Source organism: Pseudomonas wuhanensis, assembly GCF_030687395.1.
GTDB lineage: Bacteria > Pseudomonadota > Gammaproteobacteria > Pseudomonadales > Pseudomonadaceae > Aquipseudomonas > Aquipseudomonas wuhanensis.
Genome location: NZ_CP117430.1, coordinates 1,286,878 through 1,309,195, shown reverse-complemented (window position 1 = coordinate 1,309,195; position 22,318 = coordinate 1,286,878). Strand labels below are relative to the sequence as shown.

Genomic DNA, 22,318 nt, shown 5'->3' with positions numbered 1-22,318 from the left:
GATTTTGCTACGACACAAAACCCTGTGGGAGCGGGCTTGCCCGCGAAGACGGCCTGAGCATCACTGAAATCCGCAGATAAATCTGAACACTCCCAATCCACTCAACCCCCTCTTCTATCTATTGCGCATGGCTGAGACACTGCGCAAACATCAAAACGATCCAGCCTCTTATGGGCAATAAAATCTCGCATAACCTAGCTTTTCGAGTATTCCTCTCAAAGTTTTTCGACTGCTTGCCATCCTTTCCCCTCGCGGTTAGGGTTGAAGGCATGAAAACCTCTCACACCCTCATTCAGCTTCGCCAGCACCGCAGCCTGTGCCTTGTCAGTGCACGACTGCCAGGCTGAATCGCGGTGCCTCGTCTTACGTTTTATCCCCAGAACATTTGATCCACCGGCAGGCCGCCTTTTTTCGGCCCACACAATAAGGATTTCCCGATGAGCATGCTCAAAGACCCGTCTTCTAAATACCGCGCGTTCCCGACCATCGACATCCCGGACCGCACCTGGCCATCAAAGACCATCACCGCAGCGCCGATCTGGTGCAGCTCGGACCTTCGTGACGGTAACCAGTCGCTGATCGAGCCCATGGACGCGGTCAAGAAGCTGCGTTTCTGGAAAACCCTGGTGCAAGTCGGCGTGAAAGAAATCGAAGCCTCGTTCCCGGCTGCTTCGCAAACCGACTTCGACTTCGTGCGTACCCTGATCGAAGACGGCCACATCCCGGACGACACCACCATTCAGGTGCTGACCCAGGGCCGTGAAGACTTGATCGCACGTACCTTCGAATCCCTGCGCGGTGCCAAGAAAGCCATCGTTCACCTGTACAACGCGACCTCCCCTTCCTTCCGCCGCATTGTCTTCAATCAGGACAAGGACGGGATCAAGGCCATCGCCGTGAACGCCGCCAAGCTGTTCGTCAAATACGCCGCCCAGCAGCCGGAAACCGAGTGGACTTTCGAGTACTCGCCAGAAACTTTCAGCGCCACTGAACTGGAATTCGCCAAGGAAGTCTGCGACGCGGTGATCGAAGTGTGGAACCCGACGCCTGAGCACAAGGTGATCCTCAACCTGCCTGCCACCGTCGAATGCGCCACCCCGAACATCTATGCCGACCAGATCGAATGGTTCGGCCGCCACATCAACCGCCGTGACAGTGTGATCATCAGCCTGCACACCCACAACGACCGTGGCACTGGCGTGGCCGCCACCGAGCTGGGCCTGATGGCCGGCGCCGACCGTGTCGAAGGCTGCCTGTTCGGCAACGGCGAGCGTACCGGTAACGTCGACCTGGTAACCGTGGCGTTGAACCTCTACACCCAGGGCGTCGACCCCGAGCTGGACTTCTCCGACATCGATGGCGTGCGCAAAGTCGTCGAAGAGTGCAACCAGATTCCTGTGCACCCACGTCACCCGTACGTTGGCGACCTGGTCCACACCGCGTTCTCCGGCTCCCACCAGGATGCGATCCGCAAGGGCTTCGCCCAGCAGCAACCGGACGAGCTGTGGGAAGTGCCGTACTTGCCGATCGACCCGGCCGACATCGGTCGCAGCTACGAGGCGGTGATTCGCGTCAACAGCCAGTCGGGCAAGGGTGGTATCGCTTACCTGCTGGAACAGGAATACGGCATCAACTTGCCGCGCCGCATGCAGATCGAGTTCAGCCAGGTCGTGCAGCGTGAAACCGATCGCCTGGGTCTGGAGATGACAGCCCAGCAGATCCACGCGCTGCTGCACAGCGAGTACTTGCAGGCCAATACCCCGTACGCGCTGGTCAGCCATCGCTTGCAGGAAGAAAACGGTCACAGCGCCGTGGAAGTGGAAGTCTCCAGCAAAGGTCAGGGCGAAACCAACCTGCACTGGCGCGGCAAGGGCAACGGCGCTCTGGAAGCACTGGTGGCCGGCCTGCCGATTCCGGTGGAAATCATGGACTACAACGAACACGCCATCGGCGCGGGCACCAATGCCAAGGCTGCGGCCTACATTGAACTGCGCGTAAACGGTGAGCGTGCGGTGCATGGCGTCGGCATCGATGAAAACATCACCACCGCCAGCTTCAAGGCGCTGTTCAGCGCGCTGAACCGCTCCCTGAGCCAGCCGGAAGCGAAAGCGGCGTAAGTCTGCGCTGCAATGCAAAAGGCCCCGGGGTGTGAACCTTGGGGCCTTTTTGTTTGCCTGTATTTTTTGTGTCGCCTGTCAGGGCCTCATCGCGGGCAAGCCCGCTCCCACATGGGATTGTGGTGTACACAAAATCTGTGTCACACCGGTCAACTGTGGGAGCGGGCTTGCCCGCGATGAGGCCCTGTCAGGCAGCGAAAATCTCAGGTGAACTCAAAGGTATCCGCATCCAGATTCGCCGGAAACCGCGTGCGATAAGCCGCCAGCTCCGCCGCGTCCAGAACGACCTTGAAGACCCCATCGGCATCGCCTGCGCCAAGCAACGTCTCACCCTGAAAATCCAGCACCTGACTGTCACCGGTATACGCAAAGCCTTTGCCATCGGTACCGATGCGGTTCACCGCTGCCACATAGCAGAGGTTTTCAATCGCCCGTGCCGGCAGCAAACGGTTCCAGTGCTGGCGCCGGGCGCCCGGCCAATTGGCGGTGTACAGCAACAAGTCGGTGTCTTGAGGGTCGCGGCTCCAGACCGGGAAACGCAGGTCGTAGCAAATCAGCGGCCGCACTCGCCAGCCCTTCAATTCGAACTGCACCTGACGCTCGCCCGGGGTGAAATGGTTGTGCTCACCCGCCATGCGGAACAGGTGACGCTTGTCGTAATGCCACACCTCCCCGTCCGGCCGCGCCCACAACAGACGATTGCGATGACTGCCGTCAGCCACCTGGACGATGATGCTGCCGGTAATCACCGCATCCAGTTTCGCTGCCTGAACCCGCAGCCATTTACTGGTGGGGCCATTTTCCGGCTCGGCGAGGGTTTCCGACTCCATGGAGAAACCGGTGGTGAACATCTCCGGAAGGATGATCAGGTCCGCGCCACGAGCCTGTTCCAGCAAGGGCTCGAAATGCTCCAGATTGGCCTGACGATCATGCCAGACCAGGGTGGTCTGGATCAGCGCGACATTCAGATTGGGCAGAGCACTCAGATCACGCATAGTTTTGCCGCTGCTTCACGCAGGGTCTCCTCGCGCTTGGCAAAGCACAGGCGCACCAGGCGCTGGCCGACCGGTGGAGTCTGGTAGAACACCGAGATCGGGATGCTCGCGACGCCATGTTCGCGGGTCATCCACAGTGCCATCTCGACGTCATTGAGGTCCGGGCGAATCTGCGAGTAATCGACCAGCTGGAAGTAAGTACCCGCCACGCGGCTGAAACTGAAGCGTGACGGCGCCAGCAGATCGCAGAACAGATCGCGCTTGGCCTGATAGAAACCCGGTAACTCTTCGACGTGTTCCGGGTGCTCGGCCATGTAATCGGCCAAAGCGTATTGCAGCGGCGTCACGCCGCAGAAACTGACGTACTGGTGAACCTTGCGCAGCTCGGCGCTAAGGGCTGGCGGCGCCACTACGTAACCGGTTTTCCAGCCAGTGACGTGGTAGGTCTTGCCGAACGAACTGACCACAAATGCGCGTTGATAGAGCTCTTCGTGGGCCAATACGCTGACGTGAGGCACGCCGTCGAATACCAGGTGTTCGTAGACCTCGTCGCTGATCACATAGATATCGCGGTCGCGGATCAACGCCGCCAGTTGATCGAGCTCGGCACGACTGATCAGCGCGCCGCTGGGGTTGTGCGGGGTATTGAGGATAATCATCCGCGTGCGCGGTGTAATGGCTTCAGCTAGCTTCTGGAAGTCGATGGAAAAGTCTTTCAGACCCAGTTGCACATGCACGCAACGGCCACCGGCCAGCTCCACCGAAGGTTCATAACTGTCGTAGGCAGGATCGAACACGATCACTTCATCGCCGCCGTGGATCACCGCCTGAATGGCGCAGAAGATTGCCTGAGTCGCGCCGGGAGTGACTGTCACTTCGCTGTCGGCATCGACATGGGCGCCATAGCTGCGAGCGATCTTCGCCGCAATCTGCTGACGCAACACCGGCAGGCCAGTCATCGGCGAATACTGGTTGTGGCCACTGGCGATGTGCCGACCAACTGCATCGCGCAAGGCCTGCGGGCCGTCGAAATCGGGAAACCCCTGAGACAGATTGATCGCCCCGGTTTGCGCCGCAAGCTGAGACATCTGAGTGAAGATAGTGATGCCGACATTCGGCAGCTTACTGGTGATCATCGGTGATTCCCTGGCTCTACACCCGGCTCTACGACGGCACGGGAGAGCTCGAGAATAGCCCAAACGGCGCCCATAAAAAAAGGGCGCCTATAGCGCCCTTTCTGTAACCCGATCCTGTGGGAGCGTGGCTTGCCCGCGATGGTCACGCCGCGGTGTCACAGGTACACCGCGTTATCGTTCATCGCGGGCAAGCCCGCTCCCACAGGAACCGGGTTAGCCTCAAATCAGCGCTTGTCGCGGCGCTTCTTGTCGGCTTTCTTGTGGTGAGTCATCAAACGACGCTTCTTGTTGACCTGACGGTCAGTGAGCGTGTTCTTGTTGCCTTCGTACGGGTTCTCGCCACCCTTGAACTCGATGCGGATCGGCGTACCGACCAGCTTGAGCACACGACGGTAAGTGTTTTCCAGGTAACGGACGTAAGACTTCGGAACCTTCTCGATCTGGTTACCGTGGATCACGATGATCGGCGGGTTCGCACCACCCAAGTGGGCATAACGCAGCTTGATCCGGCGGTTGTTGACCATCGGCGGCGCGTGCTCGCCAACCGCATCTTCCAGAATCTGGGTCAGGCGGTTGGTCGGCCAGCGGGTGACCGCAGACTTGAACGAGTTCTGTACCGACGCGTAGAGGTTGCCTACGCCAGTGCCGTGCAGGGCCGAGATGAAGTGGATATCGGCGAAGTCGACGAAGAACAGTCGACGTTGCAGCTCGACCTTCACGAAGTCGCGCTCGCTCGGCGTCATGCCGTCCCACTTGTTGATCGCGATAACCAGCGCACGACCGGCTTCAAGGGCAAAACCCAGCAGGTTGAGGTCGTGGTCCACCACGCCTTCGCGGGCGTCCATCACGAAGATCACCACGTTGGCGTCTTTGATCGCTTGCAGGGTTTTGACCACGGAGAACTTTTCAACTTCTTCGTGGATCTTGCCGCGCTTGCGCACACCGGCGGTGTCGATCAGCGTGTACTTCTCGTCGTTACGTTCAAACGGGATGTAGATGCTGTCGCGGGTGGTGCCGGGCTGGTCATAAACGATAACCCGGTCTTCACCGAGCATGCGGTTGACCAGGGTCGACTTGCCGACGTTCGGACGGCCGATGATGGCGATCTTGATACCGTCTTTTTCGCTTGGGCCAGGAATGCGCTTGGCTTCCTCACCTTCGGCAACGATTTCTTCTTCGCCTTCTTCCTGCTCTTCTTCGTCTTTCGGGAAGTCGCTCAGGGCGATTTCCAGCATCTGGGTGATGCCACGACCATGGGCACCGGCGATCGGGATCGCGTGGCCCATGCCCAACGGAGCAAATTCGGCGCGGGCCATTTCAGGGTCGATGTTGTCAACCTTGTTGGCAACCACGTAAGAACGCTTGTTACGCTTGCGCAAGTGCTCGGCGATCATCTGGTCGGCCGCGGTGAAACCGGCCTTGGCATCTACCAGGAATAAAACGACATCCGCTTCTTCAATGGCCAGCAGCGACTGCTCGGCCATTTTTTCGTCCATACCGTGCTCGTCACCGGAGATACCGCCGGTGTCGACCAGAATGTAGGAACGCCCTTGCCACTTGGCCTCACCGTACTGGCGATCACGGGTCAGACCGGACAAGTCGCCGACGATGGCGTCGCGAGTCCTGGTCAGGCGGTTGAACAAGGTGGACTTGCCGACGTTCGGTCGGCCCACCAGGGCGATTACGGGAACCATGCGGCTCTCCACTTCGTTATTTCAGAAAATACAAAAGCCGCTGCGAGGCAGCGGCTGGTGCTCGGGGCAGCACTTGGGAGTGCCGCAAACCTTGCAGAGCAAGGCCGCTTGGGGGTTAAACCCCAAGCATAGTCTTTACTTGATGGTCAGGGCTTCCAGTTTGCCGCTGTTGCCATACACATAAATCGTGTCACCCACCACCAGCGGACGGGCACGCAGGCCATCGCTGTCGATGCGCTCGCGGCCGACGAAACGACCGTCCACCTGACTCAGCAGGTGCAGGTAGCCTTCCATATCACCGACTGCAACATAGCTGGAGAACACTTCCGGAGCCGACAGTTGACGGCGGGCCAGCGAATCGTTGCTCCACAACGCAGTGGTAGAACGTTCGTCGACGCCTTCAACGGTGCCTGCGGACAGGCTCACGTAGACGCTGCCAAAACCCTGAGCAACGCCGGCATAACTGGAAGCATCACGCTGCCAGAGCTGACGGCCGCTTTCCAGGTCCAGTGCCGCAACACGACCCTGATAGCTGGCGACATACAGCGTACCGCCGGACAGCAGCAAGCCACCGTCGATATCGACCACACGCTCCAGCTCCGAACGACCTTGTGGAATCGCTACGCGCTGTTCCCACACCGGCACGCCGTTGGAAACATCCAGAGCGACCACTTTACCAGTCGACAGGCCAGCCACCGCGAGGCGGTTGGTGACGATCGGTGCGCTGGTACCGCGCAGAGTAAGAACCGCTGGCGTGCTGTCATACAACCAGCGCTGGTTGCCGGTAGCGGCATCCAGACCGATCAGACGGTCATCCTGGGTCTGAACCACAACAACGTCACCGTTGGTGGCCGGCGGCGCGAGCACTTCACTGGTCACGCGAGCGCGCCATTTCTCTTCACCGCTGCTGGCATCCAGGGCAACGATTTCGCCCTTGAGCGTGCCGATCATGACCAGACCGTAACCCACGCCAACGGCGCCGGAGACAGGCAGTTCGAGATCTTTCTTCCATTTGACGTCGCCATTGCTGCGATCCATCGCCATCACCACACCGGTGACGTCGCCGGCATAGATGGTATCGCCATCGATCGCCGGAACCAGCATGTTGTAGGTTTCGCCCTGACCGTCACCGATCGAACGACTCCACTGCTTCTGCAGAACCACTTCTTCTTTGAAGTCGGTCAACTCGGCCGGTGGCAATTCTTTTTTGCTGTTGCTGCTGCAACCCGCGGCCAATATGGCCAGAGCCAGCAATGCTGCATGTTTCCAACGGATCACGTCACGCATCCCCTTTGGCCAGGTCGTCCAGCTTGATTTGTAGGCCGCCGACCGCCGCTTCATCCGACAGTGCCGCCTTGGCTTTTTGATACGCCGTGTTCGCTTCGTCGGTACGACCCAACTGCACCAGCAGGTCGCCTTTGAGTTCTTCGCGAGTAGCCAGGAAAGCTTTGTCGGCATCGCCTTCGAGCAGTTTCAGGGCTTCATCGACCTTGTTCTGCGCGGCCAGCACCTGCGCCAGGCGCTGACGGGCAATTTCGCCGAGTGCCGGATTGGCCGGTTTGTCGACAATGGCTTTCAGCTCGGTGGCTGCGTCGTCCAGCTTGCCGCTGTCGACCGCGACTTTCGCCATGAACAGGCTGCCGTATTGCGCGTAAGCGGTGCCGCCGAACTCGCTGTTGAGCTTGCCGGCCAGGTCCGAAACACGTGCAGCATCAGGCTTGCCGTCAGGCGTCAGCGTGGTTTCGAGCAATTGCTGATAGAGAATCGAGGCGCCTTGCGACTGATTGCTCTGATACTTCTGAAAGGCCTGCCAGCCGAACACGATGACCAGCGCCAACAGGCCGCCAGTGACCAGGGGCTTGCCGTTGCGTGTCCACCAGTCCTTCAACTCCGCCAGATGTTCGTCTTCGGTACTCGACACCCCAATACTCCTTAATCGCTAAATCGGCTGTTTGACAGCTTCAACCCTGCACGACGCAGGTGGCCAGGTGTGCAGCAAGCGCATCCCAGGCAATGCTTTGTTGTTCGCCCTGGCCACGCAGGGGTTTGAAACCTACCACTTGCTGGGCCATTTCGTCCTCACCGAGAATCAATGCGTACAGCGCACCGCTCTTGTCGGCTTTCTTGAACTGGCTTTTGAAGCTGCCGGCGCCGGCATTGACTTGCAGGCGCAGGTTGGGCAATTGATCACGAATACGCTCGCTCAGGACCAGACCGGCCAGTTCGGCGGCTTCACCGAAGGCGCAGAGGTAGACATCGACCTGACGGGAGATTTCTTCGGGAATCTGCTCCAGGGTTTCAAGCAGCAGCACCAGACGCTCGATGCCCATGGCGAAACCGACGCCCGTGGTCGGCTTGCCGCCCATCTGCTCCACCAGACCGTCGTAACGACCACCGGCACACACGGTGCCCTGAGCGCCCAACTTGTCGGTGACCCATTCGAAAACGGTCTTGCTGTAGTAATCCAGCCCGCGAACCAGCTTCGGGTTGATCACATAAGGAATGCCGGCGGCGTCCAGACGAGTCTTGAGGCCCTCGAAGTGCACGCGGGATTCTTCGTCGAGGTAGTCGGCCATTTTTGGCGCGTCGGCCAATGCCGCTTGGGTGTCGGGGTTCTTGGTATCCAGAACCCGCAGCGGGTTGGTCTTCAGACGACGCTGGCTGTCTTCGTCCAGTTGATCCAGGCGAGCGGACAGGTATTCGACCAGGGCTTCACGATAACGGCCACGGGACTCGCTGGTGCCCAGGCTATTGAGTTCGAGCTTGACCGCATCGCGGATACCCAGCTCGCCCCACAGGCGCCAGGTCAGCACGATCAGCTCGGCGTCGATGTCCGGACCGTCGAGGTTGAAGACTTCGCAACCGATCTGGTGGAACTGGCGATAACGACCTTTCTGTGGACGTTCGTGACGGAACATCGGGCCGATGTACCAGAGTTTCTGCACCTGGCCGCCGCCGGTGATGCCGTGCTCGAGCACCGCACGCACACAGGCCGCCGTGCCTTCAGGGCGCAGGGTCAGGGAATCGCCGTTGCGGTCCTCGAAGGTGTACATCTCTTTTTCGACGATGTCGGTCACTTCACCGATGGAGCGTTTGAACAGCTCGGTGAACTCGACGATCGGCATGCGGATTTGCTTGTAACCGTAGTTATCCAGCAAACGCGAGACGGTGCCCTCGAAATGACGCCACAGGGGAGTCTGTTCGGGCAGGATGTCGTTCATGCCACGAATGGCTTGCAGAGACTTGCTCACTTTAAATCCTTAAATTCGTTCGGCTCTTCAGTCAGGCTCAGCCGCGAGCGATTACAGCCGCGTCGGCTTCGACCTTTTCGGCCGCTTTCTGGCGGATCAATCGTTCGAGCTCATCCACCAGATTGTCATTAGTCAGTTTCTGCGCCGGCTTGCCGTCGATGTAAATCAGGTTTGGCGTACCGCCGGTCAAGCCGATATGGGCTTCCTTGGCTTCGCCCGGCCCGTTGACCACGCAACCGATTACCGCGACATCCAGCGGCACCAGCAGGTCTTCGAGACGCCCTTCCAGCTCGTTCATGGTTTTGACCACATCGAAGTTCTGCCGCGAGCAGCTCGGGCAGGCGATGAAGTTGATTCCACGGGAACGCAGGTGCAGGGATTTGAGAATGTCGTAGCCGACTTTCACTTCCTCGACCGGGTCGGCCGCCAACGAGATGCGAATAGTATCGCCAATCCCTTCGGCGAGCAGCATACCGAGGCCCACGGCGGATTTCACTGTGCCTGAGCGCAAACCACCGGCTTCGGTAATACCCAGATGCAGCGGCTGGACGATTTCCTTGGCCAGCAAGCGGTAAGCGGCGACGGCCATGAACACGTCGGAGGCTTTCACGCTGACCTTGAAGTCCTGGAAATTCAGGCGCTCGAGGTGTTCAACGTGACGCAAGGCGGACTCGACCAGCGCAGCCGGAGTCGGCTCGCCATATTTCTTTTGCAGGTCTTTTTCCAGGGAGCCGGCGTTGACGCCGATGCGGATTGGAATCCCGCGATCACGGGCGGCATCGACCACCGCACGCACGCGGTCTTCACGACCGATGTTGCCCGGGTTGATCCGCAGGCAATCCACACCCAGTTCGGCTACGCGCAAAGCGATCTTGTAGTCGAAGTGGATGTCGGCCACCAACGGCACTTTGACCAGCTGCTTGATCTTGCCGAAGGCTTCGGCGGCGTCCATGTCCGGCACGGAAACCCGCACGATATCGACGCCAGCCGCTTCCAGACGATTGATCTGGGCCACGGTGGCGGCCACGTCATTGGTGTCGCTGTTGGTCATGCTCTGAACAGCGATAGGCGCATCGCCGCCCACGGGCACGTTACCGACCCAGATCTTGCGGGATTCGCGACGTTTGATTGGAGATTCGCCGTGCATGACTTATTGACCCAACTTCAGGCGAGCAGTCTCGCCACTGGTGAACGGAGCGACATCAACCACCTGCCCGTTGTAACTGACCTGCGCGCCACGGGCGAAGCCCAGACGCACGGAAAAAGGCGGTTTGCCGCTGACAGTAACATTTTCGCCTTTACGCTTGAGACCACTCAACAGCACCTTACCCGTGCCATCGGTCACTTGCGTCCAGCAATCGGCGGTGAATTGCAGTTGCACCTGGCCTTGGCCGGCCACCGGAGCTGCCGGAGCTGGAGCCGGGGCGGTCGGAGCAATCGGGGCCGTGACAACCGGTGCAGGTACAGCGGGAACAGCCGGGGCAGGCGTCGCCGGTGTCGCGACCACCGGAGCAGTGCTGTGGGCCGCCGCCGCAGGCGTTACTGCTGGAGCTGCTGGCGCCGGCGCGCTCGTTTCGGCACTGACTGGCTCTTCGGTCGAAGTCTCGGTCTGAGGCAGCGCAAGAGGCGTCTCACCTTCAGCCTGCCCCTGCGCAACCGCTTGGTCTTCCGGCTCGTCCAGTGGATGGATCTGGGTGGTGCCGTCGGCGCCTTCGACTTCAACGTGTTCCGGAGCCAGGCCGATCAGGTCCTTGGTGCGCAATGAAGTTTGATCCTGCCACCAGATAAAACCACCGCCAATCACCGCGAGCAGCAACAGCAGGCTGACAATTCGCAAAATGGTGTGGGAAACCCGAACCGGCTCTTCGATACGCCCCAGGCTGTGGACGTTGCTGCCCTGTGAGTCGGTGCCGGTGGATTGGTCGAACTGCTGGACCAGAATAGTTTGGTCCATACCGAGCAATTTGGCATACGCGCGAATATAGCCACGAGCAAAGGTGTGCCCAGGCAGCCTGTCGAAAGCGCCAGCTTCCAGATTGCTCAGGGAATTGACGGTGAGGTTGAGCTTGAGGGCCACTTCGGCCAGCGACCAGCCATTGCTTTCGCGGGCCTGGCGCAAAGTCTCACCGGGGTTAACGCGATTCGCTGCTACAACTTCGGGATGCGCCGCTTTCATCATTGCTCCGACAGGTATTGCTGATATTCCGGCGTACCGGGATAGAGTCGTTTTAATTGCAGGCCAAAACTGGCGGCCTTGTCGCGATCTTCGAACACTTTTGCCAGCCGAACGCCGAGCAATAGACTACGTGCATTTTGTTCGGTGAGCAGGCTAAAACGGTCGTAGTAGTCACGCGCGGGCACATAATGCCTGTCTTCGTAAGACAACTCAGCCATTTCCAGCAATGCACGTGGCTGTTGTCGATTCAAACGCAGGGCTTTTTCCAGTTGCTGGCGGGCCAGATCACGCTGGCCAAGCTTTGAAGCGGTCATGCCCAGGTTTTCGAAAACCCGTGAACGCTCAGGATACAGGGTATCGGCAGCGGCCTGTTCGAAGCGTTCGTACGCCTCTTTGTAACGTTTCTCTTCGAAAAGAAAACTGCCGTAGTTATTCAGGATTCGCGCATCGGCGGGACGAGAGGACAGTGCCTTGCGAAAATGCTGATCGGCCAGTTCCGGTTCCATCTCGGCCTGGAACACCAGCCCCAGTGCCGCGTTGGCGTCAGGATCCGAGCTGTCCAGGTCCAAGGCCTTCTTCAACGGGACTTTGGCGCGCTCGGTCATGCCCTGCTGCAGATACCCCAGGCCCAGCTGCACGTAGGCGGCACGCGCTTCATCACGGCCCTTGCTGGTCTTCATCGGGTTGAAATCGCCCGACAGGACACAACCAGCACAGAGGCTGGCCAACAGCACAAGCAGCGCGAAGCGCAGGGACATAGAGATCCTCTCTTAATTATTGTTCGCGGCGTTTGTTGCGATATCGTTTTCGGCGCTCAATTCGCGCACGGCGATATAACGTTCGCTGCGACGGGTGCGATCCAGCACCTGCCCTACCAATTGGCCACACGCGGCATCGATGTCTTCACCGCGGGTGGTGCGTACGGTGACATTGAAGCCTGCATGGTGAAGCTGATCCTGAAACCGGCGAATCGCGTTGTTGCTCGGGCGCTCGTAACCGGAATGCGGGAACGGGTTGAACGGAATCAGGTTGATCTTGCACGGGATGTTCTTGAGCAACTCGATCATCTCAACGGCATGTTCAACCTTGTCGTTGATGTCCTTGAGCAAGGTGTACTCGATGGTCAACACGCGCTTTTCGCCCAGGGACGACATGTAGCGCTGGCACGACTCGAGCAGCATCTTAAGCGGATATTTTTTGTTGATCGGCACCAATTGGTTACGCAATGCGTCGTTTGGTGCGTGCAGCGACAACGCCAGGGACACGTCGATGTGCTTGGACAACTCATCGATCATCGGCACCACGCCCGAAGTGGACAGGGTTACGCGGCGCTTGGAGATCCCGTAGCCCAGGTCATCCATCATCAGATGCATGGCGGCCACGACGTTGTCGAAGTTCAGCAGCGGCTCACCCATGCCCATCATCACCACGTTGGTGATGGCACGGTCGGCGGTCGCCGGGATGCTGCCGAACGATTTATTGGCAATCCACACCTGACCGATCACTTCGGCGGCGGTGAGGTTGCTGTTGAAACCTTGCTTGCCGGTGGAGCAGAAGCTGCAATCCAGGGCACAGCCTGCCTGGGACGAAACGCACAGAGTGCCGCGTTTGCCCTGGGGAATGTACACGGTCTCGACGCAGCTACCGGACGCCACGCGCACCACCCACTTACGGGTGCCATCGGTGGAGATGTCCTCGCTGACCACTTCGGGGCCGCGGACTTCAGCAATGGCCTTGAGCTTGTCGCGCAAGGCCTTGCTGACGTTCGTCATGGCGTCGAAATCATCAACGCCAAGGTGGTGAATCCATTTCATTACCTGACCGGCACGGAAACGCTTCTCCCCGATTGAGTCGAAGAATTTTTCCATTTCCTGTTGAGTCAGACCCAGCAGGTTGGTTTTTACAGTCGATGTAGTCATGGATTCACCTTCACTCTTAAGCCAATGCTTAGCGAGTGGTTACTTCAGTAGCTGCGAAGAAGTACGAGATTTCGCGAGCAGCAGCGGCTTCGGAGTCCGAACCGTGTACAGCGTTGGCGTCGATGGAATCAGCGAAGTCAGCGCGGATGGTGCCGGCAGCAGCTTCTTTAGGGTTGGTAGCGCCCATCAGCTCACGGTTCAGAGCGATAGCGTTTTCGCCTTCCAGAACCTGAACGACAACCGGACCGGAGATCATGAAAGCAACCAGGTCGTTGAAGAAACCACGAGCGCTGTGCTCAGCGTAGAAGCCTTCAGCTTCGGCTTTGGACAGTTGCTTCATTTTCGAAGCTACAACGCGCAGGCCAGCGTCTTCGAAACGGGAAACGATCTTGCCGATCACGTTTTTAGCAACGGCGTCAGGCTTGATGATGGAGAAAGTACGTTGAACAGCCATGGTGTAACTCCAGAAACGGTAATTTGCGAAAAATTAAACCCGCGAATTATACGCGGGTTCTTTGGTATTGCCTAACTGCGTACGGTACAGACTCAGTCTGCTTCTTCGATCCAGGCGGCCTGAATGGCTTCAAGCACCTTCTCGCCACCGCGGGTCGGATCATCACTGAACTCCGGCAATGCCAGCACCCATTGGTGCAGATCGACGAAGTTCACATAACGCGGGTCCACACCCGGCTTTGACTCAGCCAGCTGGATCGCGATTTCCAGCACATCAACCCATTTCAGACTCATGTCGGTTCCTTGAATCAGTGCGGCGCTTCGGCGGCATGGTTGAGCGAGTATTTCGGAATTTCAACGGTCAGGTCTTCAGTCCCGACTTTTGCCTGACAGGCCAGACGTGACTGAGCTTCCAGCCCCCAGGCCTTATCAAGATAGTCTTCCTCCAGCTCATCAGCCTCTTCCAGCGAGTCGAAACCCTCACGAATGATGCAGTGACAAGTGGTGCACGCGCAGACGCCACCACAAGCACTTTCCATCTCGATATGGTGTTCATGGGCCAGTTCGAGAATGGATATGCCAGGCTCAGCCTCCACAACCATGCCTTCCGGGCAGAACTTCTCGTGTGGCAGAAAAATGACCTGCGGCATCAATTATTCCTCGATTTCATTCAGATTGCGCCCCGCCAGAGCGGCTTTCACCGTCGAGTCCAGGCGGCGGGCAGCAAAGGCATCGGTCACTTGCGACAGACGTTTGGTCTGCTGCTCAATGGCGTAACCATCGGTGCCTTTCATCAATTCGGTCAGCTCCTGCATCTGCAATTCGATGACCATGCGCTCTTCGGCGTCGAGCAAGCGTTCGCCGTCGACATCCAGAGCCCCCTGAACCGCCTCGATCAGGCGCTGGGCATCGACCTGCTGCTCACGCAATACGCGGGCGACCTTGTCGTCGTTGGCGTGCTGGAACGAATCCTTGAGCATCTTGGCGATTTCACCGTCGGTCAGGCCGTAGGACGGTTTGACCTGAATGCTGGCTTCGACACCCGAACCCAATTCGCGGGCCGAGACACTGAGCAGACCGTCTGCATCGACCTGGAAGGTCACGCGAATCTTCGCCGCACCAGCGACCATCGCAGGAATACCGCGCAATTCGAAGCGCGCCAGGGAGCGGCAGTCACTGATCAGCTCGCGCTCGCCCTGCAATACGTGGATCGCCATGGCCGACTGACCATCTTTATAAGTGGTGAAGTCCTGAGCCCGGGCGACGGGGATGGTGGTATTGCGCGGAATCACCTTCTCCATCAGACCGCCCATGGTTTCCAGCCCCAGGGACAACGGAATCACGTCGAGCAACAGCAGTTCGCCGCCGTCACGCTTGTTGCCAGCCAGGGTATCGGCCTGGATCGCGGCACCGATGGCCACGACTTGATCCGGATCGATTTCGGTCAGCGGTTCGCGACCGAAGGCGTGCGCAACGGCTTCGCGGACGCGAGGCACGCGCGTCGAGCCGCCGACCATGACCACCGCATGAACGTCTTCCAGCTCGATACCGGAATCACGCACCGCGCGACGGCAGGCTTTCAGGCTGCGAGCAACCATTGGCTCGATCAGCGCATTGAAGGCTTCACGGGTCAACTCGGCCTTCCAGTCACCATAAGCGACTTCGACGGACGAGCAATGGGTCAGGGCTTCTTTGGCTGCGCACGCGGTTTGCAGCAGATTACGTTGCGTACCCGGATCGAGGTCGGCCGACAGACCGGCGCCCTCGATAATCCAGCCAGCAATAGCGTGATCGAAGTCATCGCCACCCAAAGCGCTGTCGCCGCCGGTAGCCAGCACTTCGAACACACCGCCGGTCAGGCGCAGAATCGAAATATCAAAGGTGCCGCCGCCCAGGTCATAAATGGCAACCAGGCCTTCAGCCTGTTGATCCAGACCGTAAGCCACCGCAGCAGCGGTTGGCTCATTGAGCAAGCGCAGCACGTTCAGACCGGCCAGCTTGGCCGCGTCCTTGGTGGCTTGACGCTGTGCATCATCGAAATAGGCTGGAACGGTAATCACCGCGCCAACCAATTCGCCACCCAAGGTCGCTTCAGCACGCTGACGCAGCACTTTGAGGATATCGGCGGAGACTTCGACCGGGCTTTTCGGGCCTTGCACAGTGTCGATGAACGGCATGTGCGACTCGCCGTCGACGAAACGGTACGGCAGCTGGTCGCCCAATTGCTTGACGTCGGACAAACCACGACCCATCAAGCGCTTGACCGACAGCACAGTGTTCAAAGGATCGGACGCGGCGGCCAGTTTGGCCGATTCGCCGACTTCGACGCGATCGGCGTGATAGCGCACGGCAGACGGCAGGATGACCTGCCCTTGCGCGTCAGCCAGAGGCTCGGAAAGACCACTGCGCAATGCAGCGACCAGCGAATTGGTAGTGCCCAAGTCGATCCCCACAGCCAGACGACGCTGGTGCGGTTGAGGACTTTGGCCGGGTTCGGCGATCTGCAGTAGGGCCATCGTTATCAGGACTTATCTGTATATCAGGCGTGCGACCGGAGCGGCACTGGGTTAATCGTCGAGGCGCTCTTCTAACTGGCGCACTTCGTAGGTGAGCTTGTCGAGGAACTGCATACGCCGCATCAGGCGCTCGGCCTGTTCACGTTGCGCTGCATCATCCCAACAGGCTGCGAAGCTTTCGTTCAGTTCATCCTGCGCAGTCTTCAGGCGACGCTTGAACACTGCGACACCCGCCAGATCGGCGCTGTCTTGCAGGTCTTCGAGCTCTTCACGCAGCTCCATCTGCTGCAGAAGAAACTCCGGATCATGCACCGTGACCTCCAGCGGCAGCTCGCGACCACCCATGGCGAGCAAGTAGCGCGCGCGCTTGGGGGGACTTTTGAGCGTCTGGTAGGCCTCGTTGAGGCTCGCGGATTGCTCTAGCGCCAGCCGCTGCTCACGCTCGGAAGCGTCTGCAAAGCGGTCCGGATGAACACCGCGCGCCAACTCACGGTAGCGCGTGGCCAACTGATCGAGATCCAGACGGAAGCTCGGCTTCAGCTCAAACAAAGCGAAATGACAAGGAGTACCCACGCGCAGCCTCAGATGTTGAAGCTTTCGCCGCAGCCACATTCACCGCGCACGTTGGGATTGTTGAACTTGAAGCCTTCGTTCAACCCTTCCTTGACGAAATCGAGTTCGGTGCCGTCCAGGTAGGCCAGGCTTTTCGGGTCGATGATCACTTTCTCGCCGTGACTTTCGAACACCTGATCCTCTGCCACCACCTCGTCGACAAACTCCAGCACGTAGGCAAGGCCGGAACAGCCTGTGGTGCGAACACCCAGGCGAATCCCTTCACCTTTGCCGCGCCCGTTGAGGGAGCGTCGCACGTGTTGAGCAGCCGCTTCTGTCATGCTGATAGCCATCGGTGACTCCTTACTCGTCGCCAAATCTTGAAAGTCAGATCAAGCCTTTCTTCTGCTTGTAGTCGCGAACGGCCGCTTTGATAGCGTCTTCAGCAAGTACGGAGCAGTGAATTTTCACTGGCGGCAGGGCCAGTTCTTCGGCCAGTTGAGTGTTCTTGATGGTCTCTGCTTCATCCAGAGTCTTGCCTTTCATCCACTCGGTCGCCAGGGAGCTGGAGGCGATCGCCGAACCGCAACCGTAAGTCTTGAACTTGGCGTCTTCGATGATGCCTTGCTCGTTGACCTTGATCTGCAGACGCATCACGTCACCGCACGCCGGAGCGCCGACCATGCCGGTGCCGACATCAGGATCTTCTGCATCCATCTTGCCGACGTTGCGCGGGTTCTCGTAGTGGTCGATGACCTTTTCGCTGTAAGCCATGATTCTTAATCCTCACTCATCAGGAGTCGCTCTTGAAACCCTGCCAATCGTGGATTCGCAGGGCCCGGTTGCGGCGACTTGAATATCAGTGTGCCGCCCACTCGATTTTCGAAATGTCGACGCCGTCTTTGTACATGTCCCACAGCGGCGACAGAGTGCGCAGCTTGGTGACGGCCTCGCAGACTTTCTGCGCGGCGTAGTCGATTTCTTCTTCGGTGGTGAATCGGCCGAAGGTGAAGCGAATCGAGCTGTGTGCCAGTTCGTCGTTGCGGCCCAGGGCGCGCAGTACATACGAAGGCTCAAGCGACGCCGAGGTGCAGGCCGAACCGGACGAAACCGCCAGATCCTTGAGCGCCATGATCAGCGACTCGCCTTCGACGTAGTTGAAGCTCAGGTTCAGGTTGTGCGGTACGCGAGCGGTCATGCTGCCGTTGACGTACAGCTCTTCCAGGCCTTCGACCTGCTTGAAGAAACGGTCGCTCAGGGCTTTGATGCGTGCATTTTCGGCAGCCATGTCTTCCTTGGCCACACGGAACGCTTCGCCCATGCCGACGATCTGGTGGGTCGCCAGGGTGCCGGAGCGCATGCCACGCTCGTGACCGCCGCCGTGCATGGTCGCTTCGATGCGCACACGCGGCTTGCGGCTGACGTACAGCGCGCCGATGCCTTTAGGGCCGTAGGTTTTGTGGGCAGAGAACGACATCAGGTCGACTTTCAGCTTCGACAGGTCAATCTCGACCTTGCCGGTGGACTGAGCAGCGTCGACGTGGAACAGGATCCCCTTGGAGCGGGTCAGTTCGCCGATGGCTGCGATGTCGTTGATGGTGCCGATTTCGTTGTTCACGTGCATGACCGACACCAGGATGGTGTCATCGCGCAGGGCAGCTTCAACCATCTCTGGAGTGACCAGACCATCTTCGCGAGGATCGAGGTAAGTCACTTCGAAACCTTCACGCTCCAGTTGGCGCATGGTGTCGAGGACAGCCTTGTGCTCAATCTTGGTGGTGATCAGGTGCTTGCCTTTGGTGGAGTAGAAATGCGCCGCACCCTTGATTGCCAGGTTGTCGGACTCGGTGGCACCGGAGGTCCAGACGATTTCACGCGGGTCGGCGTTAACCAGGTCAGCGACCTGACGACGAGCGTTCTCGACGGACTCTTCAGCTTTCCAGCCGAACACGTGGGAACGGGACGCCGGGTTACCGAAGTTTCCGTCGACCAGCAGGCATTCACTCATCTTTTGCGCGACACGCGGATCAACCGGGGTGGTCGCAGAGTAATCAAGGTAAATCGGCAATTTCATGGACTATCTCCTAAATCAGGCTGGCTGGCGTGCCGCTAGCTCTTTGGCTGTCATTCGACGGCGGACGCTTCAATCTTGTCCAGGCGCGGCGCCTTGCTATTGCAACGACGCTGGTCCTGACGCTGGGCTACTTCTTGCACCTCACGGCGAGTTACAAGGTCAGCCAAGCTGATACCGCTCAGAAATTCGTGAATCTGCAGGCTCAGATCGCACCACAAGTGGTGGGTCAGACAGGTGTCGCCTTGATGGCAATCGCCCTGGCCCTGGCATTTGGTTGCATCGACCGATTCGTTGACCGCATCGATCACCTGGGCGACCTGAATCCCCTGCATATCGCGGGACAGCTGGTAACCACCGCCTGGACCGCGAACACTGGACACCAGATTGCTGCGGCGCAATTTGGCAAAAAGCTGCTCGAGGTAGGACAGGGAAATGCCTTGGCGCTCGGAGATATCGGCCAGGGACACCGGCCCGTGCTGCGCGTGCAACGCCAGGTCAAGCATGGCGGTCACGGCGTATCGGCCTTTTGTAGTCAGTCGCATGGACAATTACCACGGAGTTCGGAATGGGGCGAGTATGCAATTCCCGAGTATTTAAGTCAACTATAAGACCTAGTACTTTAGTCAGGTTTACCCGCAAAAGAGCGCGCGCATCATAGCAAAGGCTGGCCGTGTACAGCCAGCAATTGCGAGTTATCGCTCTTCGCGAGCAAGCCCGCTCCCACAGGATTCGCGCAATCCATGTAGGAGCGAGGCTTGCCCGCGAAGAAGCCGACTCGGTCTAGCTGACCTGACTCTGATCCTTATCTTTCACGCAGGCAAAGTCTTCTTCGCGCAGTTCAGGCAGATCTTTCGCACAGTAATTACTACCCAGATCCTTCAGTGCCCCGCACATGCCTTCAAGTCGACCATCTACCGCCTGCAGATGATCGAGCAACTGGTTAATGGCTCGTGCCACCGGATCCGGCATGTCTTCACCGACACCGTAGGCATCGAAACCGATCTTCTCGGCCATGGCCTTGCGCTTGGCGTCCTGCTCTTCATCGGACTTGACGATGATCCGCCCTGGAATCCCCACCACTGTCGCCCCGGGCGGAACCGCCTTGGTGACCACGGCATTGGACCCCACCTTGGCCCCGGCACCCACCGTAAACGGGCCGAGTACTTTGGCGCCCGCCCCGACCACTACGCCATCTTCCAGCGTCGGGTGACGCTTGCCCTTGTTCCAGCTGGTGCCGCCAAGGGTCACGCCTTGATACAGGGTGACGTCGTTGCCGATCTCGGCGGTCTCACCGATAACGATGCCCATGCCATGGTCAATAAAGAATCGACGACCCACTTTGGCACCCGGATGAATCTCGATCCCGGTCAACCAGCGACCGAAGTTCGACACCAGCCGCGCCAGCCATTTCCAGCCCATGCCCCACAACGCTGACGACAGGCGATGGATCCAGATGGCGTGCATGCCCGGGTAGCACGTCAGAACCTCAAAAGCATTACGCGCCGCCGGGTCACGATGGAAAACACTTTGGATATCTTCACGCAAACGCTCGAACATCATTAATCCTTCCGTTTTAGAAGCTCACCACGGGCCGCTTTCTGGGTTTCCGTGAGGATGCCACGCAATATATTCATTTCCGCCCGGCTGACCGAGCTGCGTCCGTACAAACGGCGCAGGCGCGCCATCAAGTGCCGTGGTTTTTCCGGGTCGAGGAATTCGATGGCCACCAGCGTTTGCTCCAGGTGTTCATAGAATCGCTCTAGCTCATCCATGGTCGCCAGCTCACCACTCTTGGTGGACGCCACTTCATCCTTCTCGACCTTGCTCGGCTGACCTGCAGCCGCCAACCAGGACATGCGCACTTCATAGCTCAACACCTGCACCGCCGCCCCAAGGTTCAGCGAACTGAACTCGGGGTCTGATGGGATGTGCACGTGATAATGACATCGCTGCAGCTCTTCATTGGTCAGGCCGGAGTCTTCACGACCAAACACCAATGCGATCTCGGCACCCTGCTCCGCCTCCCCGACCACCTTCACACCGCATTCGCGGGGGTCGAGCAACGGCCAGGGAATGCGACGATCACGAGCACTGGTACCCAGCACCAGATTACAGCCGACCAAGGCATCTTCCAGAGTGGCGACGACCTGAGCTTTTTCAAGGATGTCACCGGCGCCAGACGCACGCGCATCGGCCTCGTGATGCGGGAACAACCGCGGTTCGACCAGCACCAGCCGCGACAGGCCCATGTTCTTCATGGCACGCGCAGCCCCGCCGATATTTCCGGGGTGACTGGTATTGACCAGGACGACACGAATGTTTTGCAGCAAGGGAGGCGCTCTCGAACATAAAGGGGGAGCCGAATCTTACATCCCATCCTACCGTTAAGCCATGAAAGCGAACGCCGACCTTCACCTGTAGAAACTTTCTGATAGAATGCCCGGCTTTCTTTAACAACCTTAGGTGACACATCCATGCAGCCCATGCTGAATATCGCGCTGCGCGCCGCCCGCAGCGCCAGTGAATTGATTTTCCGCTCCATCGAGCGCCTGGATACCATCAAGGTCGACGAAAAAGACGCCAAGGATTACGTATCCGAGGTGGATCGCGCCGCCGAACAGAAAATCATCGATGCGCTGCGCAAGGCTTATCCTAATCACTCGATCATGGGTGAAGAAACCGGCATGCACGCCGGTAGCGGCATCGAAGGCGAAGAGTACCTGTGGATCATCGACCCACTGGACGGCACCACCAACTTCCTGCGCGGCATTCCTCACTTCGCTGTCAGCATTGCCTGCAAATACCGCGGTCGCCTGGAGCACGCTGTTGTTCTGGACCCGGTTCGCCAGGAAGAATTCACCGCCAGCCGTGGTCGCGGCGCCCAACTGAACGGTCGTCGCCTGCGCGTTAGCGGCCGCACCAGCCTGGACGGCGCCCTGCTGGGTACCGGCTTCCCATTCCGCGACGACCAGATGGACAACCTCGACAACTACCTGGGCATGTTCCGCGCCCTGGTTGGCCAGACCGCCGGCATCCGCCGCGCTGGCTCGGCGAGCCTGGACCTGGCCTACGTGGCCGCCGGCCGTTTCGATGCGTTCTGGGAGTCGGGCCTGTCCGAGTGGGACATGGCTGCAGGCGCCCTGCTGATCCAGGAAGCTGGCGGCCTGGTGAGCGACTTCACCGGCGGTCACGACTTCCTTGAGAAAGGCCACATCGTTGCCGGCAACACCAAATGCTTCAAGGCAGTATTGACGGCGATCCAGCCGCACCTGCCAGCTTCGCTGAAGCGCTAAGCGCACAAGCAACTCAAGAAAACGCCCCGACTTGTTCGGGGCGTTTTTTTGCGCAGAAAAAAACCCTCAATGCCGCCCCCCCCCTTGCTGGAGCGGGCCTGCCCGAGAAGGCGGCGTACCAGGCAACATCAATATCGACTGT

Annotated in this window: 23 protein-coding genes; 2 read left to right on the top strand and 21 right to left on the bottom strand. The window is 59.0% G+C overall.

Going from position 1 to position 22,318, the window contains the following annotated elements; translation table 11 throughout:
• Positions 1-437 precede the first annotated feature (437 nt).
• Positions 438-2,117: a 2-isopropylmalate synthase gene (leuA, locus tag PSH88_RS06130; protein WP_305425354.1), complete on the top strand. Its 1,680-nt coding sequence runs from the start codon at positions 438-440 to the stop codon at positions 2,115-2,117.
• A 203-nt stretch (positions 2,118-2,320) separates the two neighbouring features.
• Here the strand turns inward: leuA and PSH88_RS06125 are convergent, their stop codons facing one another.
• From PSH88_RS06125 to trmJ, 21 genes are all read right to left on the bottom strand, one after another.
• Positions 2,321-3,112: an amidohydrolase gene (locus tag PSH88_RS06125; protein ID WP_305425352.1), complete on the bottom strand. Its 792-nt coding sequence runs from the start codon at positions 3,110-3,112 to the stop codon at positions 2,321-2,323.
• The gene (locus PSH88_RS06120) at positions 3,100-4,248 is read right to left on the bottom strand and encodes a pyridoxal phosphate-dependent aminotransferase (RefSeq protein WP_305425351.1); all 1,149 of its coding nucleotides are present in this window, start codon (positions 4,246-4,248) and stop codon (positions 3,100-3,102) included. Before PSH88_RS06120 ends, PSH88_RS06125 begins: the two co-directional genes overlap by 13 nt.
• A gap of 224 nt (positions 4,249-4,472) precedes the next feature.
• The gene (der, locus tag PSH88_RS06115) at positions 4,473-5,942 is read right to left on the bottom strand and encodes a ribosome biogenesis GTPase Der (RefSeq protein ID WP_305425350.1); all 1,470 of its coding nucleotides are present in this window, start codon (positions 5,940-5,942) and stop codon (positions 4,473-4,475) included.
• Between the two features lie 135 nt (positions 5,943-6,077).
• Positions 6,078-7,229, bottom strand: a complete 1,152-nt coding sequence (bamB, locus tag PSH88_RS06110) for an outer membrane protein assembly factor BamB (RefSeq protein ID WP_305425349.1) — start codon at positions 7,227-7,229, stop codon at positions 6,078-6,080.
• A complete protein-coding gene (locus tag PSH88_RS06105; RefSeq protein WP_305425348.1) occupies positions 7,222-7,863 on the bottom strand; it encodes a tetratricopeptide repeat protein in 642 nt (213 codons plus the stop codon). The genes bamB and PSH88_RS06105 overlap by 8 nt, the downstream gene beginning before the upstream one ends.
• A gap of 40 nt (positions 7,864-7,903) precedes the next feature.
• The gene (gene hisS / locus PSH88_RS06100; RefSeq protein WP_305425347.1) at positions 7,904-9,193 is read right to left on the bottom strand and encodes a histidine--tRNA ligase; all 1,290 of its coding nucleotides are present in this window, start codon (positions 9,191-9,193) and stop codon (positions 7,904-7,906) included.
• A gap of 37 nt (positions 9,194-9,230) precedes the next feature.
• Positions 9,231-10,340, bottom strand: a complete 1,110-nt coding sequence (ispG, locus tag PSH88_RS06095) for a flavodoxin-dependent (E)-4-hydroxy-3-methylbut-2-enyl-diphosphate synthase (RefSeq protein WP_008070966.1) — start codon at positions 10,338-10,340, stop codon at positions 9,231-9,233.
• Between the two features lie 3 nt (positions 10,341-10,343).
• Complete coding sequence (locus PSH88_RS06090) at positions 10,344-11,369, bottom strand: RodZ domain-containing protein (RefSeq protein ID WP_305425345.1); 1,026 nt, start codon at positions 11,367-11,369, stop codon at positions 10,344-10,346.
• Positions 11,369-12,127 (bottom strand): type IV pilus biogenesis/stability protein PilW, encoded by a 759-nt coding sequence (gene pilW / locus PSH88_RS06085; RefSeq protein WP_007903601.1) that lies wholly within the window; start codon positions 12,125-12,127, stop codon positions 11,369-11,371. Before pilW ends, PSH88_RS06090 begins: the two co-directional genes overlap by 1 nt.
• Positions 12,128-12,139: 12 nt before the next feature.
• On the bottom strand, positions 12,140-13,288 hold the full coding sequence (gene rlmN / locus PSH88_RS06080) for a dual-specificity RNA methyltransferase RlmN (protein ID WP_007903600.1): 1,149 nt from the start codon (positions 13,286-13,288) through the stop codon (positions 12,140-12,142).
• A 28-nt stretch (positions 13,289-13,316) separates the two neighbouring features.
• Positions 13,317-13,742, bottom strand: a complete 426-nt coding sequence (gene ndk, locus PSH88_RS06075; protein WP_305425344.1) for a nucleoside-diphosphate kinase — start codon at positions 13,740-13,742, stop codon at positions 13,317-13,319.
• A gap of 92 nt (positions 13,743-13,834) precedes the next feature.
• The gene (gene iscX / locus PSH88_RS06070) at positions 13,835-14,035 is read right to left on the bottom strand and encodes a Fe-S cluster assembly protein IscX (RefSeq protein ID WP_305425342.1); all 201 of its coding nucleotides are present in this window, start codon (positions 14,033-14,035) and stop codon (positions 13,835-13,837) included.
• Positions 14,036-14,049: 14 nt separating this feature from the next.
• Positions 14,050-14,391, bottom strand: coding sequence for an ISC system 2Fe-2S type ferredoxin (fdx, locus tag PSH88_RS06065; RefSeq protein ID WP_018927066.1), 342 nt, complete (start codon positions 14,389-14,391; stop codon positions 14,050-14,052).
• 3 nt (positions 14,392-14,394) lie between these two features.
• On the bottom strand, positions 14,395-16,257 hold the full coding sequence (gene hscA / locus PSH88_RS06060) for a Fe-S protein assembly chaperone HscA (protein ID WP_305425341.1): 1,863 nt from the start codon (positions 16,255-16,257) through the stop codon (positions 14,395-14,397).
• A 51-nt stretch (positions 16,258-16,308) separates the two neighbouring features.
• Entirely contained in the window at positions 16,309-16,830 is a 522-nt protein-coding gene (hscB, locus tag PSH88_RS06055; protein ID WP_008070981.1) for a co-chaperone HscB, read from the bottom strand.
• Between the two features lie 8 nt (positions 16,831-16,838).
• Positions 16,839-17,162, bottom strand: coding sequence for an iron-sulfur cluster assembly protein IscA (iscA, locus tag PSH88_RS06050; RefSeq protein WP_007903589.1), 324 nt, complete (start codon positions 17,160-17,162; stop codon positions 16,839-16,841).
• Positions 17,163-17,196: 34 nt separating this feature from the next.
• A complete protein-coding gene (iscU, locus tag PSH88_RS06045; protein ID WP_003443374.1) occupies positions 17,197-17,583 on the bottom strand; it encodes a Fe-S cluster assembly scaffold IscU in 387 nt (128 codons plus the stop codon).
• 85 nt (positions 17,584-17,668) lie between these two features.
• Complete coding sequence (locus PSH88_RS06040; RefSeq protein WP_305425340.1) at positions 17,669-18,883, bottom strand: IscS subfamily cysteine desulfurase; 1,215 nt, start codon at positions 18,881-18,883, stop codon at positions 17,669-17,671.
• 50 nt (positions 18,884-18,933) lie between these two features.
• Positions 18,934-19,425 (bottom strand): Fe-S cluster assembly transcriptional regulator IscR, encoded by a 492-nt coding sequence (gene iscR / locus PSH88_RS06035; RefSeq protein WP_007903581.1) that lies wholly within the window; start codon positions 19,423-19,425, stop codon positions 18,934-18,936.
• 238 nt (positions 19,426-19,663) lie between these two features.
• A complete protein-coding gene (gene cysE, locus PSH88_RS06030; protein ID WP_305426948.1) occupies positions 19,664-20,440 on the bottom strand; it encodes a serine O-acetyltransferase in 777 nt (258 codons plus the stop codon).
• A 2-nt stretch (positions 20,441-20,442) separates the two neighbouring features.
• The gene (gene trmJ / locus PSH88_RS06025; protein WP_305425339.1) at positions 20,443-21,213 is read right to left on the bottom strand and encodes a tRNA (cytosine(32)/uridine(32)-2'-O)-methyltransferase TrmJ; all 771 of its coding nucleotides are present in this window, start codon (positions 21,211-21,213) and stop codon (positions 20,443-20,445) included.
• A gap of 144 nt (positions 21,214-21,357) precedes the next feature.
• Here trmJ and suhB point away from each other — a divergent pair, with 144 nt between their 5' ends.
• Positions 21,358-22,176 carry a type III secretion system regulator SuhB gene (gene suhB / locus PSH88_RS06020; RefSeq protein WP_008070994.1) on the top strand — a complete coding sequence of 273 codons (819 nt, stop codon included), beginning with the start codon at positions 21,358-21,360 and terminating at the stop codon, positions 22,174-22,176.
• The last annotated feature ends 142 nt before the right edge of the window (positions 22,177-22,318 follow it).